This is a genomic window from Hanstruepera flava (assembly GCF_023634025.1).
Taxonomy (GTDB): domain Bacteria; phylum Bacteroidota; class Bacteroidia; order Flavobacteriales; family Flavobacteriaceae; genus Hanstruepera; species Hanstruepera flava.
Genome location: NZ_JALJCW010000003.1, coordinates 334798 through 351398 on the forward strand (window position 1 = coordinate 334798; position 16601 = coordinate 351398).

Sequence of the window (16601 nt, forward strand, 5' to 3'; positions counted from 1 at the left end):
AAAAATCAAAATGTAAACAACGCGGTCAACAAAACCTGTGATGGTCTAATAACATAAAGGCTTTGTAAATTATAATATTCATTATTTTGAGTGTTTACATAATTTCTTGTGTTTAAAATATTATTCCAAGAGAGACTTATATCTATCGGGTGTTTTTCAAATGAGTATTGATATTTTATATTCATAATAACTGCATTCTGGCTATTTTGAAGATTATTGTAATAATGCTCTATAGCACCATTTAAATATTGTTTTTTATCTAAATAAAAAAATGCATTCACAGAATTGACCCAGTTTTCCACCCTATTAAAACTAAAATCTTGCGACTTAAGTTGAGAAGTATTGAACGTAGAATTTACTTTTATACCAAACCACTTTTCAGCATCAATATCTGCTTTAAACTCATACAATTGCCCGTAGGTTTTATATCGATCAAAAGCATTATTTACAATTTGGTCTTGTTCTACTAAATAAAAACTTCCGCCCCCGCTTAATGTAGTTTTCCAACTGTCTAAATACTTACTGAAATTAAATGAAATATTTTTCTGGATTTGATTATTGTTTTGTTCAATACTTTTAATGGCTAAACCACCTTCTGGAGACACTTGATAGTCAAAAATTAAATTATTTTTGTTTTTTATTATAGAAAAATTAAGTGAGCCAAATACTGCTTTTAAAGCATTTCTGTATCTAAGTCCAGTAGAAGCATTATATTGTGTTTGCCTGCTTAATATTGGATCATATCGCACTAAACTTCTATAATTTTTTAATATAAAACCGTTATGAAGATTTTCTGCTTCGCCAAACGAATTAGATATTTGACCTGATAATCGTACTTCCCAAAAAGGAGTAAGCTTTTTTGACACAAAAATACGGGGTTCAAAGGTCAGAGGTTTAGAAGAAATACTATATTCAGGTAATTTAAAGCTTCTAACAAACAAAGGAGTTTGTAATGTAATTTGCCAGATTTTATCTTTATACTCAAGCTTATTTGAAATGAAAAAGGTAGTACTTTTTAAAGAATAATTGTTACTGGTATTGGGAAATGTATTCGTTATTGTTGTAATTATTTCAGATTCAAACTGTTCTTTTCTAAAAGAAAGACCAACTGTTGGCGCAAGTGTAAACTTTCCTAGCTTTTTAGCTAACCCAACTGTATTATCAGTATAAAAAGCTCGGTATTCTAAATATTGATGTATTTGATCATAACTCTCACCATTGTTAAAGAAATCAACGAAAGTTCCAGGTGCTACTATTAGTTCTTGATTAGTACTTACATAACCTGTTTTCGAATTGAATTCGATTAATTGTTTCCCAATCGGCATTAAAATATGAAAATGATTTTTTAAGTTCCAATAGGGACTTGAAAGTTGTTGAGAAATCTCAGATGCGTTGTTATTTATTAAACCTTGACTACTATCCCAATATGATTGGGATGAAAGTTCATTTTTAAAATAATTTTTGCTCGTGTTCTTCTCTAATGTAATTTTAGAATCCAAGGAATGTAAATAATATTTATTATTTATACTTTCTAAATAATTTAGGCTATCTGAAGAACTTATATAGGTACTTTTTTGCGAGCCCATTTCCAAACGACTTCCATTGAGATAAGATAAATTAATTTTTAAATCCATTTCTTTTTTTAATCTTTCCAAATGGTTTATCGTACCGTAATGATCACTATTATCCAACCATCGTTCTGGAGTAAAAGGCGGTTTTTGTAATTGTTGCACTTCCAAAAGGCCTTTCTTTGAAGTGTTGAATTCAGGAAGCAGAGATTGTGATGAAGAAAAACTCTTAAAATTAGAAGCCAAATCTTCACCTGCATTATTGTACTGATAACTTACTAAAGTTTGTCGCTTTTTAGAAAGCAACAACGGAGTAATGGTTGTTTTAATTAAACCTGGCGAGAAACCTGCACCTAATTCAGCTTTACCACTTAAGCTCACATTATTTTTTAATTTTATATTGATGGAAGTGCGATCTGACCCCACCAAACTATCTAAAACTTTAATTGGTTGATGGTTCTCCAATACTTCTACACGAGCAACATCATCAGCAGAAATACTTTCATTGGCCAATTTATATTTTCCTTCCATTAAGTCTAGACCTTCAATATAGTATTTTTCTATAGGCTCACCCATATATGTAATTTGTCCAGATGGGAGCACATTCATTCCAGGCATTTTTTCAATTACATCTGCAATTGTACGATCGCTTTTATTTTTAAAAGCGGATACAGCGTATGCAAGTGTATCACCTCGCTGTCTTATTGGATCTGCTTTTAAAATCACCTCTCTTAATTCTTCTACTGATTCTTGTAATTTAATTTCAAAATGGGTTTTCTGTGCTTCAAGTATATTTTTCCATGTCATAAACCCAAGAGACTGTATCTCCATCTCCAACCCCTTTACAACAGAGTCTATTTGAATTGAAAAACCTCCTAATTCATCAGTGACTGTATAAGCAATAATTACTTGAGTGTTTGTTTTTTTTATTATTACTGTGGCCCTTTCTACAGGGTTGTCGGAACTATCTTTTACAATGCCTGATAGTTGTGTTTGGGAATTGCCAACAAAACCTAATATCCCCAAGATAATAAACAGCCATAATTTCATAGGTTATTCTCTTTCAAGGGGGTTATTTTCTTTTTCTAATATTTCGGCAAAAGATTCTATATACTTTTTATGGACTTCTGGTGAAATAGTTAGATTAGGGTTTTTTTGATAACAAAAAGGATCTCTCCTATAACGTAGTTCCGTTTCAAGAAATGTTTTTCTATCTGTATGAATATAGTATTTCAGATTAGTTTTGAATGCCGGTTTTGGGTCTAACTTTTCAAAGCCAATTAATTCAAAATGATAGTGGTTTTGAGTATCATACAATTCAATTATCAACCCAGGTAGACCGCTGAACTTGTATGGACCATCCGACACTGGTACTTCTGGTGTAAACCAACCAACATAATCTCTACCTGAAAAAATTGTTGTGGCTTTCTGTGCTTTATAACCATTTAAAGTTTTGGTTTCACCTATTAATTTCCAAGAGCACAATCTTTTAGGCTGCTCATAATAAAAAAAATCTTCTTTGATTTGACGGGTATAGTATATGAAATCTCTTTTGTAATCTTTTAACACTATATAGTGTAAATCGGTAACGGCATTTATAGATGTGTGTCCAGAATTACCGCGCACTGATGGCTTATTTTCCAAAGATTTGGATCGGCTGGAAAAAGCCGAAATATTTTCACCTATTAGCAAGACCATTACCTCACTTTTTGGAAATGAAGTTGCAGTAGAATCTAAAATATAAGTAAGTTTGTAAATTGCCTTATATTGGAAATTATCTTTCAAGTTTTGAGCATAAAGACTTATTGAAATAAAAGCAAAAAACCAAAAAAAAGTATTTTTCATAACATAATAGATTTCATATTATTTTAAAAAATTAGTTTAATGAGAAGAAATATATAAAACTACATAATTTAATATTAAAATAGATTTTGTAGGATTTTTTTTCAAACGAAAAACTATCTTCGTTATTCTGTTCACAGAGTAGATTGTTTTTTTTATTTTTATAAAAACCCAAATAACAGCATGCTAAAGCAGTATTTACAATTTAAATTATCACAAAAATTATCCCCTCAACAGATTCAGTTAATGAAACTGATTCAACTACCTACACAAGCTTTTGAGCAGCGTTTAAAACAAGAACTTGAGGAGAACCCAGCTTTAGAAGGTGGTAAAGAATCGCTAGACGATGATTTTGATGACAATTTTGATAATAGTACTGACGACTATGACGATAATGAGTCTATTAACTCTGAAGATATTAACGTTGATGAATATTTGAGTGATGATGAAATACCAGATTATCGCACCCAAGCTAATAATTATAGTGCCGACGATGATGAAAAGTCTGTACCTTATGCTGCCGGAACGTCGTTTACACAACATTTAATCAATCAGCTTAACACATTTCGTCTAGATGATGAAGAGCGTGATATTGCTGAATTTTTAGTAGGTAGTGTAGACGAAAGTGGTTATATACGTCGCGAAGTAAGTGACATTATGGACGACTTGGCATTTACGCAGAATGTTTATACAACAGAAGATAAAATTGAAGCGGTTTTTAAAATTGTACATCAGTTAGATCCTGCGGGTGTTGGTGCAAGAAATCTTCAAGAATGTTTAAGTATTCAATTACACCGAAAAGAAAAAACTGCAGATACTGAACTTGCTATACAAATTATTGATAATGCCTTTGAGCAATTTAGTAAAAAGCATTATAAAAAACTGCTTCAGAAATTTGATATAACAGAAACCCAATTAAAAGATGCCATACATGTTATTGAGCACTTAAATCCTAAACCAGGAGGTTCTTATGCGGGTAATAATCGTATAGTTGAACATGTTGTACCAGATTTTGCCATTAAAATTGTTGATGGTGAATTAGAACTAACCCTAAACGGAAGAAATGCTCCTGAGTTACATGTTTCCCGAGAGTATAATAACATGCTAAAGGGCTATAAAGATTCCAAAGAAAAGTCGAAGTCGCAGAAAGATGCCGTACAATTCATAAAGCAAAAATTAGATGCTGCCAAGTGGTTTATTGAAGCCATTAAGCAAAGACAACAAACTTTATTTGTAACCATGAGTGCCATTATGCACTACCAAAAAGACTATTTTTTAACTGGTGACGAGCGTAAATTAAGACCCATGATCCTCAAAGACATTGCCGATGAAATTGACATGGATGTCTCGACTGTTTCGCGTGTGGCTAATAGCAAGTATGTTGACACCCCTTATGGCACAAAACTCATTAAGGATTTCTTTTCAGAATCTATGACAAACGACCAAGGCGAAGAGGTTTCTACCCGAGAGATTAAAAAAATTCTTGAAACGGTTATAGAAGAAGAAAACAAGAAGAAACCGCTTACCGATGAGGCTCTAGCTAAAATTCTTAAAGAAAAAGGATACCCTATAGCAAGACGAACAGTGGCCAAATATAGAGAACAATTGGATATTCCAGTTGCCAGATTGCGTAAAAAAATATAATGCATCACATACTAAAAGGTATATCGTTTGTTTTTCACCCTATAATAATGCCGCTATTAGGTGTTGTATTTTACTTTTCTAAATCGCCACGCTATATTCCTTATCAAATAGTTCAAGCTAAACTTATTTCGTTATTTATTTTAACGGTTTTATTACCAATACTGTTATACTATTTACTTAAAACTTTAGGTAAAGCCACTTCCATTTATTTATCAAATACGAAGGAGCGTATTATTCCATTAATTTTAAATTCAGTTATAACTGTTTTGATTTTAATTCGTGTGCTCCCAAAAGATGAAATTATAGAACTTCATTACTTTTTTGTTGGTATTCTATTTTCAAACCTCACCTGTTTGTTTTTAGCTATTTTAAAGTTTAAAGCCAGTATACACATGATTGCTGTTGGTGGTATATTTATGTTTTTTGTGGCTTTAAGTATTCATTTTAGCATTAACATAAATGGAACATTGGCCTTAATGGCCATTATTATTGGAGCTGTTGCAACTTCGCGTTTAGATTTACTTGCACATGACTTTAAAGAGTTGTTAGTTGGCTTCTTTATTGGTGTATTACCACAACTTATTTTAGTGAATTATTGGTTACAGTAAATAAAATATTAAGCCTACTTTAAGCACATTCATATCGGTACTAAAGTTACTGCTACTATTTATATCTCCTAAAATAGGATTAAGTCCGTAATAAAAGTAAATATTCCATGTATTATATCCCGCACTTATAGTCAAGCCGTATTGAAAATCGCTAATGCTTTTAATGTTATTGTTTTTTATTGTTCCTAATTCGCCCTTATATTTAGAACTGCTAGCAAAAACATATTCAATGTTTAAACCTGCATAAATACGCCAAAATTTATATTCAGATTGAGTTGAGGTACGCCATCGGATTTGTATGGGCAAATTGACAGTATAAGTCGTGAATTTATTTTTAGTATATTCAATATCCTCTTCATCTAATAAGATATAATCGAAGTTCCCGTTAGCATCTTTAGTAATTAGAAGATTATTATTATAGGAATCTGCTGAAACGCCTAAACCAACACCAAATCCAAAGTTTCTTTTTTTATTTAACGGAATATCCCGAATATAACCCAAATGAAATCCGCTAGAAAATCCGCTTTGAGAAAGTCCGTTGGGCTTTTTACCTAGAATATTATAGGTGATGGCGGCGTAAAATTGGTCTTCCAAATATCGTGGGTCTTCAATTTTAGGAACCGTATCTTGTTCTTTTTGGGCCATTGATTGTTGGAACCAAAGCATTCCAACAAGGAATAAAAAAATATGCTTCATGATAGTAACTAACAAGATGAATTTAATAAAAAAAGACGTATTGATTTCTCAATACGTCTTTAAATTATAAAATTAAGAGTAAATTATTGGTTAAGGCTTGCTAAAGCATCGCCTTGTCTTGTTTTGTAATTAATTTTAAGGGCGTTTACTTTACGTAATTCCTGTTTAATATCGGAAACTAGCCCCATATTTGTTTCTTTATCCACACTTAAAACAGTGGTTAAAAACGGGACCTCTTCTTCACGTTTACTAGCACGTTCTGCCGCAATAAATGCTGCAATTTCAGACACATCGGCAAACTTATCATTTAATTGAATTCTAGCAACTGTACCCATATCTTTATAGGCACTACTAGGTTTACCTGCATAAATATACATTAACAAATTACGCTTGGCTAGCTTTTCAACCTGATCTGCAGCTGGTAACCTATTTTCAATTTTTAATGTGTTCTGACGCATAACTGTTGCAACCATAAAGAAGAATAACAGCATAAATACAATATCAGGCAATGATGCTGTAGAGATTGCCGGTAAATCGCCTCCTTTTTTCTTTTTAAATTTAGACATAAATTATACGTTTTTTATCTAATTAGACTTTCTTGGTTCTGCTTCAGAGAATTTCTGTGGAATTAAAAGCTTTATAGCTTCTAATTTATCCTTTAAGAACGCTTTCTCTTCAGGAGTTGTCCTAGCATCGTTATACTTCTTTTCCGCTTCAACGTAACTCATATTCAAGTTTGGATAATCTGCCACAAACTCTCTATTACGCAATTCGTTATAAGCTGCTATAATTTCGTTCTGAACCGCTATGTAAGTTTCATAACTTGTAAACCTATCATTTTGTAAAGAAATAATAGCTTTATCAAAATTATCTGAAGAACTTGGATTACGTTTTCCTTTACAACGTTTACATGCATCTTCACCTGTTCCTCCTCCGTTATCCAAAAAAGCAACAGCTTCCTTACGTAAATCTTTCAATTCAATAATTTTACCATCGTTGCCATTGGCTTTTAAAAGCAATTGGTTTTTTCCATTTACAGTTAATTGAAAAATGTTTCTTTGCTTGATAATAGGCGGTTCGGTTTCTTCTATTGGCGGCAACTTTCGGTTTAGACCAGAGTCTATTTCAATGGTAGTTGTTACCAAGAAGAATATTAGTAATAAGAAAGCAATGTCAGCCATTGAGCCAGCATTAACTTCCGGTGCTGATCGTTTTGCCATAATAGTTTATTTATTCATCATTTTTTTGACACCTGAAAACAACATAGCTCCTCCTGCAATAAGCACTAAAAAGTAAAACATATACAATCCAGCACCTACCATTTTAGAGCCGTTTGCAGATAAAACTTCTCCATCACGTAAAGGTGTTTCAACGCCTTGAGCAAAAGCGAAATAACAGATTAATGCCAATATAACGAAGGCTCCCACACCTACTAAAGTGTTTTTAAGCGTGGCAGTATTTGTAAACAGATTTTTTAAAACAAAAACCAATACAAACAACAGTGTAATCCCCATGATTATGTAAGCTACGATTGCCATTGGCTCAACAATGGCTGTATCGCCCATTTCAGCTGCTGCTTTAATAGCTTCATCACCTTCATTAATAATTCGAATTAAAAAGATAATTCCTGCAAGTCCTAAAACAGCTGCTACTATTTTTAAAATTTTGTGTAAATTCATAATTTAAAAATTATTGCTGTTAGTAATTACTTCTTGTTTCTAATCAATAAATCCATTAATGTTATAGAAGCGTCTTCCATATCATTTACGATACTATCAATTTTAGCAATAATATAGTTATAGAAAATTTGAAGAATAATAGCTACAATTAAACCAAATACGGTTGTTAAAAGAGCTACTTTAATACCACCAGCAACAAGTGATGGTTGCATATCTCCAGCAGCTTGAATTTTATCGAATGCTTGGATCATACCAATTACAGTTCCCATGAAGCCTAACATTGGTGCCAAAGCGATAAATAATGAAATCCAAGATACATTTTTCTCTAATTGACCCATTTGAACACCACCATAAGCAATAACCGCTTTTTCGGCAGCTTCGATACCTTCGTCTGTTCTATCTAATCCTTGGTAGAAAATAGAAGCAACAGGTCCTTTTGTATTTCTACAAACTTCTTTAGCTGCATCTACACCACCAGATTGCAGTGCATCTTCAACATCTTGAGTTAATTTTTTAGTATTTGTAGTAGAAAGGTTTAAAAAGATAATTCTCTCTATGGCTATGGCTAAACCAAGAATTAAACATAAAAGCACAATACCCATAAATCCTGGTCCACCTTCAATAAAACGTTTTTTAAGTTCTTGGTGAAATCCTAATTCCTCTGCAGCCGCATCATCAGCAGCATCATCTTGAATTGTAGTAACAACTGTACTTGCATTTGTGTTTGCATTTGTAGTTGCATTAGCTGTTCCGAATGCCATAAAACATAAAATGGCTAGGATAGAAAATAATCTTTTCATTGTTCTTGTTCTTAATTTTATTAGTTAAAGTGTTAAAGATATAAAAAAATTGTAATTAAAAAATTAAAATTACAGCAGAGAGGAAGGGATTCGAACCCTCGATACGCTTTTGGCGTATACACACTTTCCAGGCGTGCGCCTTCGACCACTCGGCCACCTCTCTGTAATTAATTTTATTACAGTGTGCCAAATAACAAAAAAACTAGCAAAGCTGAAAATTTTGTAAGTTAATTTATTGCCATTTTTTAGGTTAACTCTCCTCTTAACGATGTTTCAAAAACTGTTTTAAAGGTTTTGGAAGAAATTTCTTCGCCTAACAAATACATTAGTTTTGTAATAGCTGCTTCTGTGGTAATATCTTTTCCTGAAATTACGCCTATATTTTTTAGTTGAGAACTTGTTTCGTACTGCCCCATATTAACACTTCCACCAGAACACTGGGTTACATTTATAATATGAATATTATTTTTTATAGCTTCTTTTAAGGGTTGGATGAACCAATCTTCATTTGAGGCATTACCAGCACCGTATGTTTCTAATACTACGCCTTTAAGGTTGGGCGTCTTTAAAAGACTTTCTAAAATAGCTCCTGAAATTCCTGGAAACAACTTTATTAGAGCGATATTTGTATCAAATGCTTTATGGACTACTAATTTTTTTCTGGTATTAGGACTAAAAAGTGCTTCACTATTTAGTTTAATATGTACACCCGATTCGGCTAAATGTGGATAGTTTAGAGATTCAAAGGCTTCAAAATGTTCTGCATTGATTTTGGTAGTTCTGTTCCCTCGATATAATTTATATTCAAAATACAAACACACCTCTCTTATTACAGGCCTGTTTCTATATAGTAACGATGCCATTTGAATAGAAGTTATTAAATTCTCTTTAGCATCAGTTCGTAAATCTCCAATTGGTAATTGAGACCCTGTTAGTATAACAGGTTTGGCCAAATTTTCTAGCATAAAACTTAAAGCCGAAGCTGTGTAACTCATGGTATCACTACCATGCAACACCACAAAACCATCATAGTTGTTGTAGTTGTCTTCAATAATGGTGACTAATTGTACCCAATAATTTGGGTTCATATTAGAAGAGTCTATTGGCTCATCAAAAGCTACTGTTTCAATATTACAGGTAAGTAATTTTAATTCCGGAATACGCTTTAGAAGGTTGTTAAAATCAAATGATTTTAATGCACCAGTATTGGGATTCTTAACCATTCCAATAGTACCCCCTGTATAAATCAATAGAATGTTCGGGTTATTGCTTTCCATGAATTAAATATTAAAAACGTCTTTTGAGTTTTGAGTCGTAATTTCGGTAATTTTTTCTTGAGGTAACTGGTATAATTCTGAAAGTTTTTCCAAAACCTTAATAATATAACTGCTTTCATTTCGCTTTCCTCTGTAAGGCTTTGGAGCCAAATATGGCGAATCGGTTTCAAGAACAATATGCTTTAAATCTATTTCACTAATAAATTGGTCTATTTTTCCATTTTTAAAGGTAACTACTCCGCCAATGCCCAATTTCATATTGAAGGAAATAGCTCGTTTGGCTTGCTCTTTTGTTCCAGTAAAGCAGTGAAAAATTCCAAACAAGTCATCTGATTTTTCGGTTTTCAAAACTTCGAAAATCTCGTCAAAAGCATCGCGACAATGGATAACTATGGGCAATTTATATTTTTTAGCCAATTGAATTTGATGCTTAAATGCTTTCTTTTGAATCTCCAATGTTGATGTATCCCAATACAAGTCAATTCCAATCTCACCAATGGCAAAAAATGGTCTTTTAGCCAACATGGCTTCAACATGGGCTAATTCTTCTTTATAATTTTCTTTTACAGAAGTGGGATGTAAACCCATCATTAAAAAAACATGATTTGGATAGTGTTGCTCTAATTGCAACATGGAATCTGTATATGAAGAATCAATAGCTGGAATAAAAAAGCGCTTAACGTTATTATCTAAAGCACGCTTTATCATTTCGGATCTGTCCTCATCAAAAGCTTCGCTATATAAATGTGTATGGGTATCGGTAATTATCATGAGACAAAAATATATCTTTTTACATTACTATCTTTGCTATAAACTATTAGTTATGGAAAGCATTCAAGATTTTCTTCTCAATAAAGGCTACACCAAGGTTAAATTAAAGCTAACCAAAACCAACCATTTTGAAATTAAAGCTACCATTAATGGTATAAAGGGACGTTTTATTTTAGATACTGGCGCATCTAACTCTTGTGTTGGATTTGATGCCGTAGATAATTTTAAATTAAAGGCTAAAGACTCTGAAGTTAAAGCTGCTGGTGCTGGAGCCATTGATATGCTTACTCAAATTTCTAAAAGGAATAAGTTAAAAATAGGTAAATGGAAACATGACAAGGTTGCGCTTATTCTATTCAATTTGTCACATGTAAACACAGCACTTACCAATCATGATGCCGAACCTGTTGATGGTATTATTGGTGCGGATATTTTAAAGAAATCAAAGGCCATCATTGATTACGAAAAGAAATATTTGTATCTAAAAATGTAGTGCAATTCTTATAATTTGTTATTTTTATAGCACAATCCAAATCAGTCTTATATACATGACACCTTCCATAATTATTGCTGATGATCACCCACTGATGTTAAGAGGCTTGAATGACTTTCTAGAATCAAAAGGCTACAACATTATTGGAAGTGCCAGTGATGGTCAAGAAGCATACAACCTTATAATAAAGTTAAAGCCACAGATAGCCATTTTAGATATTAGAATGCCTTATAAAACAGGATTGGAAGTAGCAGAAGAGTGTCAAAAAAATAATATTGAAACCAAAATTATTTTAATAACCTTTGATAAAGGTGAAGCTCTTTACGATAGGGCTAAAGATTTAAATGTATATGGTTACATATTAAAAGAGTTTGCCATTGAAGAAATAGAAAAGTGCATTGAAAATGTTAAAAAAGGGAATCCTTACTTTAGTGATGAAATAGCCACTTACCTAACCGAATCTATTCCTTTAGCTAAACCTGTGGACATTAAAGGTTTAACTAAATCTGAATTAAAAATACTTAAGTATATATCAGATAATTATACTAGCCAAGATATTGCTAATACACTTAAAATATCTATTAGAACGGTGACAACCCACAGAAGCAATATCGTACACAAATTAAAACTAGAGAACCGCCCTTCATCTTTATTTCTTTGGGCTACAAAAAACAAAAACTTATTGTAAAAAATACGTACAAGTACGTATTTTTTAATACCTCATTATTATGTAATTTTACATTGCTATTAATCAAGTTCTATATTTAGGGAGAACTTAAAGGCTTTGAAGCAAATTGTTTTGAAGCCTTTTTTTATGAAAAAATACGTATAAGTACGTATTTTTTTTAGGTGTAATTCACCGTACATTTACACTGCTATTAATTATTACAGGGAATTGTTAGAAGCTCATTACTATTGAAAAGGTTTTGAGCTTCTTTTTTTATAAAAAATACGTATAAGTACGTATTTTTTATACAATAAATACATCATAAATTTACATTCCCAAAATTCATAGAAGAATGCCTGAACTACCAGAAGACAATTATATTATGGAAACAAATAGCAACAAAAACACGTTCTTTATAATTGGATTAGTAATAGTTGTGATTACTGTAATTTCAATAAATATTCTTGTTAGTTTTTTTTAGTTAGTTAGTTACAAGAAAAAAGCGCCAACTAAATAGTTGGCGCTTTTTATTTTTTTGTTTAAATGTTATAATTCCAACGCTTTTTTAATGTTGTTATCCATTAACAACTCGGTTGGATTTTCTAAAGCTTCCTTAACGGCAACTAAAAATCCTACAGATTCTTTACCATCAATAATTCTATGATCATAAGACAATGCCACATACATGATTGGTCTAATCTCAACCTTACCATCGATTGCAACTGGCCTTTCAACAATATTGTGCATACCTAAAATGCCACTCTGTGGAGGATTAATAATTGGAGTAGATAACATACTACCAAAAACACCACCATTAGAAATAGTAAATGTTCCTCCTGTCATTTCATCTACTGTAATTTGACCATCACGAGCACGAATGGCCAATCGTTTTACTTCGGCCTCCACACCTCTAAACGTTAATTTTTCAGCATTTCGAATAACAGGCACCATAAGTCCTTTTGGCCCAGAAACCGCAATAGAAACATCAACAAAATCATAACTAATCATTTCCTTACCGTCTATCATTGAATTCACTGCAGGATACATTTTTAACGCTCTAACAACAGCCAAAGTAAAGAATGACATAAAGCCTAAACTCACACCATGTTTTTCTTTGAACGCTTCTTTATATTCTTTACGTAAGGCAAAAATAGGAGACATATCTACCTCATTAAAAGTAGTCAACATTGCCGTTGTATTTTTAGCTTCCACTAAACGCTCTGCTACTTTACGTCGAAGCATAGACATTTTACTTCTTGATGTACCTCTTCCTTCTACATTTACTTCTTTGCCCATTGAAGGAACAGCTTTAACGGCATCTTCTTTAGTAATTCGGCCATCTTTACCTGTGCCAACAACATTTGATGCTGTTATATCTTTTTCAGCTAATATCTTCTTTGCAGCCGGACTAGCGGTGCCTGTCGCATAATTATTGCTCTTATTACTTACAACTGCAGTTTGAGTTGGTGCTTCTGAAGCCTTATCCTTATTATCTGAAGTAACAGAAGCTTGACCTTCTGGTTTTTCAGCACTAGTATCAATAAGACACACTACCTGACCTACAGCAACGGCATCACCTTCTTCAGCTTTTAATGTAATTGTCCCACTTGCTTCTGCCGGAAGTTCTAATGTAGCTTTATCGCTATCTACTTCTGCAATGGCCTGATCTTTTTCTACGTAATCACCATCTTCTACTAACCAAGTAGCAATTTCAACTTCTGTTATAGATTCCCCAGGTGAGGGAACTTTCATTTCTAAAATCATTCTGTTTCCTATTTTAGTATTCTTTTAATTATCGTTGGTTGTTTTTTGTTTTATCAAAAACATAATCTATCACCTCTTGATGTCTTTTTTTAGAACGCACTGCACTACCTGCTGCTGGTGCACTATATGCTCGTCTTGTAGCCGCTCTAAAAGTTTTGGTTTCATCCAAGTGCATAAGCATATGACTGTAAGCACCCATATTTCTTGGCTCTTCTTGTGCCCAAACTATATCATCGGCTCCTTTGTACTTGCTTAAAATATTTCGTATTTCGTCGATTGGCAATGGGAACAATTGCTCTATTCTCACCAAGGCCACATCATCACGCTCCAATTTTTCACGTTCTTCTAATAAATCATAGTAGAACTTACCTGTCATAAAAACTAATGTTTTTATTTTGGAAGCTTCAGCTTGCTTATCATCAATAAGCATTTGGAAACTTCCATTTGCAAACTCATCAACTGTTGAAATAACACGTGGATGCCTCAATAAACTTTTAGGCGTAAAAACAATAAGTGGTTTTCTAAAATTGGCCTTCATTTGTCTACGCAACAAATGATACATATTGGCTGGAGTTGTACAATCAGCAACATACATATTGTCTTTAGCGCACAACTGCAAATAGCGCTCCATACGTGCTGATGAATGCTCTGCTCCTTGTCCTTCATATCCATGAGGCAGTAGCATGACCAAACCATTCTGTAATTTCCACTTATCTTCTGCAGCAGAAATATATTGGTCCAACATGATTTGGGCGCCATTACTAAAGTCTCCAAACTGTGCTTCCCAAATAGTTAAGGTTTTAGGGCTAGCCATTGCATAACCGTAATCAAAACCTACTACACCGTATTCTGATAATAACGAATTATAGATAAAGAACTTACCCTGATTGTCACTTATATTGTTTAACAAAACAACTTCTTCTTCGCTATCTTCCACTTTAACAACTGCATGACGATGCGAAAATGTCCCACGTTCAACATCTTGACCTGAAATTCTAACATCGTGTCCTTCTTCTAAAAGTGTTCCATAAGCTAAATGTTCGGCCATGGCCCAATCTAGCTTATCTTCATCGAACATAGTGCGTCTAGACTCAACCAATCGTGATATTTTACGAATAAATTTTCTATCCTTTGGTAAAGTTGAAATAACATCCGCAATTTTAGACAAACCTTCTTTAGAATAGGTTGTATCTATTCTTTTCATCATTTCATCTTCTTGAACAGGTGTATAATTTTCCCATTCATTCTGCATAAATGCGGTTATAACGGTCTTATCCTCTTTTCTAGAGTCTTCTAAATTTTCTTCTAATTTTGCTTTGTAATTTTCTTCCAGTTGCTTTACAAAGGCTTGATCGACAATGCCTTCAGACATTAATCGAGCTGCATATATATCTCGTGGGTTTTGATGCTTAGCAATGGCCTTGTATAATAATGGCTGTGTAAAACGTGGTTCGTCACCTTCGTTATGACCATATTTTCTATACCCCAATAAGTCTATAAATACATCACGTTTAAATGTCATTCTAAAATCTAAGGCAAACAACATGGCATGTACAACAGCTTCGGCATCATCTGCATTAACATGTAAAACTGGTGAAAGGGTTACTTTACCAACATCTGTACAGTAGGTACTAGATCGAGCATCTAAATAGTTTGTGGTAAAACCTATTTGGTTGTTTACTACAATATGAATGGTTCCATTTGTTTTATAACCATCTAGCTGTGCCATTTGTACAACTTCATAAACTAATCCTTGACCAGCAATTGCAGCATCACCGTGAACAACAATTGGTAAAACCTGCGACGGATTTTCTGGGTACTTATCGTCTTGTTTAGCTCTAACGATACCTTCTACCACTGCTCCAACGGTTTCTAAATGAGAAGGATTTGGCGCTATGTTGAGATTGATTTTTTTACCTGAATCGGTAATACGATCACTGGTCCAGCCTAAATGGTATTTTACATCACCATCAAAAACCTCTTGTTCATAATCCTTACCATCAAACTCGCTAAAAATATCTTTTGCCGATTTCCCAAAAATATTTGTAAGCGTACTTAAACGACCTCTATGCGCCATACCCATTACAAACTCCTTAACATCATATTTTGACGCTTTCTCAATTAATGTATCTAGAGCAGGAATTAGAGTTTCACCACCTTCTAATGAAAATCGTTTTTGGCCTACATATTTAGTATGCAAAAAGGTTTCAAACGAAACCGCTTCGTTCAGTTTTTTCAGGATATGCTTTTTCTCATCAGCTGTAAAGTTTGGCTGATTGTCATTTATATTCAATTTATTTTGAATCCACTCAATCTCTTCTGGCTTTCTAATATACATGTACTCTACACCAATAGAATCACAATATATTTTTTCTAAATGGTCAATTATTACATTTAGACTTTGAGCACCAATTCCTAGAATTTCACCTGCATTAAAAACGGTTTCTAAATCGTTTTGCGATAATCCAAAATTTTCAATTTCAAGTGTTGGTGCATATTTTCTTCGGGCACGAACAGGATTTGTTTTGGTAAACAAATGTCCGCGAGTCCTGTAACCGTCTATTAATTTAAGAACCTGAAACTCCTTCTGAACGTGTTCTGGAATTTGTGTTGAAACACCCTCGACAATTTCGCCATCCATTCCATAATTCTCACTACCAAAATCATAACCTTGAAAAAAGGCTCTCCAACTTGGTTCAACAGAATCAGGATTTTCTAAATATTGTTCGTATAAATCAGCGAAATAGGCTGTATGAGCGGCGTTTAAAAAGGAATATTTATCCATAAAATAG

At 33.1% G+C, this 16601-nt stretch carries 15 protein-coding genes and 1 tRNA gene; 4 read left to right on the forward strand and 12 right to left on the reverse strand.

Going from position 1 to position 16601, the window contains the following annotated elements; all coding sequences use genetic code 11:
- Window positions 1–5 precede the first annotated feature (5 nt).
- A complete protein-coding gene (locus tag MTX13_RS11585) occupies window positions 6–2618 on the reverse strand; it encodes a carboxypeptidase-like regulatory domain-containing protein (RefSeq protein WP_250435348.1) in 2613 nt (870 codons plus the stop codon).
- 3 nt (window positions 2619–2621) lie between these two features.
- Window positions 2622–3413, reverse strand: coding sequence for a GLPGLI family protein (locus tag MTX13_RS11590; protein WP_250435350.1), 792 nt, complete (start codon window positions 3411–3413; stop codon window positions 2622–2624).
- 180 nt (window positions 3414–3593) lie between these two features.
- On the opposite strand from MTX13_RS11590, the gene rpoN reads away from it, so the two are divergent.
- Together rpoN and MTX13_RS11600 are read left to right on the forward strand one after the other, a co-directional pair.
- The gene (rpoN, locus tag MTX13_RS11595) at window positions 3594–5054 is read left to right on the forward strand and encodes an RNA polymerase factor sigma-54 (protein WP_250435352.1); all 1461 of its coding nucleotides are present in this window, start codon (window positions 3594–3596) and stop codon (window positions 5052–5054) included.
- Window positions 5054–5662, forward strand: a complete 609-nt coding sequence (locus tag MTX13_RS11600) for a hypothetical protein (RefSeq protein ID WP_250435360.1) — start codon at window positions 5054–5056, stop codon at window positions 5660–5662. The genes rpoN and MTX13_RS11600 overlap by 1 nt, the downstream gene beginning before the upstream one ends.
- Here the strand turns inward: MTX13_RS11600 and MTX13_RS11605 are convergent.
- The 8 genes from MTX13_RS11605 to MTX13_RS11640 form a co-directional block, all read right to left on the reverse strand.
- A complete protein-coding gene (locus tag MTX13_RS11605; RefSeq protein WP_250435362.1) occupies window positions 5654–6358 on the reverse strand; it encodes a porin family protein in 705 nt (234 codons plus the stop codon). The genes MTX13_RS11600 and MTX13_RS11605 overlap by 9 nt on opposite strands.
- 83 nt (window positions 6359–6441) lie before the next feature.
- The gene (locus MTX13_RS11610; protein WP_250435364.1) at window positions 6442–6924 is read right to left on the reverse strand and encodes an ExbD/TolR family protein; all 483 of its coding nucleotides are present in this window, start codon (window positions 6922–6924) and stop codon (window positions 6442–6444) included.
- Between the two features lie 18 nt (window positions 6925–6942).
- The gene (locus tag MTX13_RS11615) at window positions 6943–7578 is read right to left on the reverse strand and encodes an ExbD/TolR family protein (protein WP_250435366.1); all 636 of its coding nucleotides are present in this window, start codon (window positions 7576–7578) and stop codon (window positions 6943–6945) included.
- A gap of 6 nt (window positions 7579–7584) precedes the next feature.
- Window positions 7585–8037, reverse strand: coding sequence for a hypothetical protein (locus MTX13_RS11620; RefSeq protein WP_250435368.1), 453 nt, complete (start codon window positions 8035–8037; stop codon window positions 7585–7587).
- Window positions 8038–8063: 26 nt separating this feature from the next.
- Window positions 8064–8837 carry a MotA/TolQ/ExbB proton channel family protein gene (locus MTX13_RS11625; protein ID WP_250435370.1) on the reverse strand — a complete coding sequence of 258 codons (774 nt, stop codon included), beginning with the start codon at window positions 8835–8837 and terminating at the stop codon, window positions 8064–8066.
- Window positions 8838–8912: 75 nt separating this feature from the next.
- Window positions 8913–9000 (reverse strand) — tRNA-Ser (locus tag MTX13_RS11630).
- An 82-nt stretch (window positions 9001–9082) separates the two neighbouring features.
- Complete coding sequence (locus MTX13_RS11635; protein ID WP_250435397.1) at window positions 9083–10114, reverse strand: asparaginase; 1032 nt, start codon at window positions 10112–10114, stop codon at window positions 9083–9085.
- 3 nt (window positions 10115–10117) lie between these two features.
- On the reverse strand, window positions 10118–10885 hold the full coding sequence (locus tag MTX13_RS11640; RefSeq protein ID WP_250435399.1) for a TatD family hydrolase: 768 nt from the start codon (window positions 10883–10885) through the stop codon (window positions 10118–10120).
- A 52-nt stretch (window positions 10886–10937) separates the two neighbouring features.
- On the opposite strand from MTX13_RS11640, the gene MTX13_RS11645 reads away from it, so the two are divergent.
- Window positions 10938–11378: a retropepsin-like aspartic protease gene (locus MTX13_RS11645; RefSeq protein WP_250435400.1), complete on the forward strand. Its 441-nt coding sequence runs from the start codon at window positions 10938–10940 to the stop codon at window positions 11376–11378.
- Window positions 11379–11433: 55 nt separating this feature from the next.
- Window positions 11434–12066 carry a response regulator transcription factor gene (locus MTX13_RS11650; RefSeq protein WP_250435402.1) on the forward strand — a complete coding sequence of 211 codons (633 nt, stop codon included), beginning with the start codon at window positions 11434–11436 and terminating at the stop codon, window positions 12064–12066.
- A 525-nt stretch (window positions 12067–12591) separates the two neighbouring features.
- Here MTX13_RS11650 and odhB read toward each other — a convergent pair.
- Both odhB and MTX13_RS11660 read right to left on the reverse strand, forming a co-directional pair.
- Entirely contained in the window at window positions 12592–13809 is a 1218-nt protein-coding gene (gene odhB, locus MTX13_RS11655) for a 2-oxoglutarate dehydrogenase complex dihydrolipoyllysine-residue succinyltransferase (RefSeq protein WP_250435410.1), read from the reverse strand.
- A gap of 28 nt (window positions 13810–13837) precedes the next feature.
- Complete coding sequence (locus MTX13_RS11660; RefSeq protein WP_250435412.1) at window positions 13838–16594, reverse strand: 2-oxoglutarate dehydrogenase E1 component; 2757 nt, start codon at window positions 16592–16594, stop codon at window positions 13838–13840.
- Window positions 16595–16601 lie beyond the last annotated feature (7 nt).

What these genes read in the sequence shown, in the direction of transcription:
- MTX13_RS11585 (WP_250435348.1), bottom strand. Translation starts at nt 2,618, where the DNA reads ATGAAATTATGGCTGTTTATTATCTTGGGGATATTAGGTTTTGTTGGC.
- MTX13_RS11590 (WP_250435350.1), bottom strand. Translation starts at nt 3,413, where the DNA reads ATGAAAAATACTTTTTTTTGGTTTTTTGCTTTTATTTCAATAAGTCTT.
- rpoN (WP_250435352.1), top strand. Translation starts at nt 3,594, where the DNA reads ATGCTAAAGCAGTATTTACAATTTAAATTATCACAAAAATTATCCCCT.
- MTX13_RS11600 (WP_250435360.1), top strand. Translation starts at nt 5,054, where the DNA reads ATGCATCACATACTAAAAGGTATATCGTTTGTTTTTCACCCTATAATA.
- MTX13_RS11605 (WP_250435362.1), bottom strand. Translation starts at nt 6,358, where the DNA reads ATGAAGCATATTTTTTTATTCCTTGTTGGAATGCTTTGGTTCCAACAA.
- MTX13_RS11610 (WP_250435364.1), bottom strand. Translation starts at nt 6,924, where the DNA reads ATGTCTAAATTTAAAAAGAAAAAAGGAGGCGATTTACCGGCAATCTCT.
- MTX13_RS11615 (WP_250435366.1), bottom strand. Translation starts at nt 7,578, where the DNA reads ATGGCAAAACGATCAGCACCGGAAGTTAATGCTGGCTCAATGGCTGAC.
- MTX13_RS11620 (WP_250435368.1), bottom strand. Translation starts at nt 8,037, where the DNA reads ATGAATTTACACAAAATTTTAAAAATAGTAGCAGCTGTTTTAGGACTT.
- MTX13_RS11625 (WP_250435370.1), bottom strand. Translation starts at nt 8,837, where the DNA reads ATGAAAAGATTATTTTCTATCCTAGCCATTTTATGTTTTATGGCATTC.
- MTX13_RS11635 (WP_250435397.1), bottom strand. Translation starts at nt 10,114, where the DNA reads ATGGAAAGCAATAACCCGAACATTCTATTGATTTATACAGGGGGTACT.
- MTX13_RS11640 (WP_250435399.1), bottom strand. Translation starts at nt 10,885, where the DNA reads ATGATAATTACCGATACCCATACACATTTATATAGCGAAGCTTTTGAT.
- MTX13_RS11645 (WP_250435400.1), top strand. Translation starts at nt 10,938, where the DNA reads ATGGAAAGCATTCAAGATTTTCTTCTCAATAAAGGCTACACCAAGGTT.
- MTX13_RS11650 (WP_250435402.1), top strand. Translation starts at nt 11,434, where the DNA reads ATGACACCTTCCATAATTATTGCTGATGATCACCCACTGATGTTAAGA.
- odhB (WP_250435410.1), bottom strand. Translation starts at nt 13,809, where the DNA reads ATGATTTTAGAAATGAAAGTTCCCTCACCTGGGGAATCTATAACAGAA.
- MTX13_RS11660 (WP_250435412.1), bottom strand. Translation starts at nt 16,594, where the DNA reads ATGGATAAATATTCCTTTTTAAACGCCGCTCATACAGCCTATTTCGCT.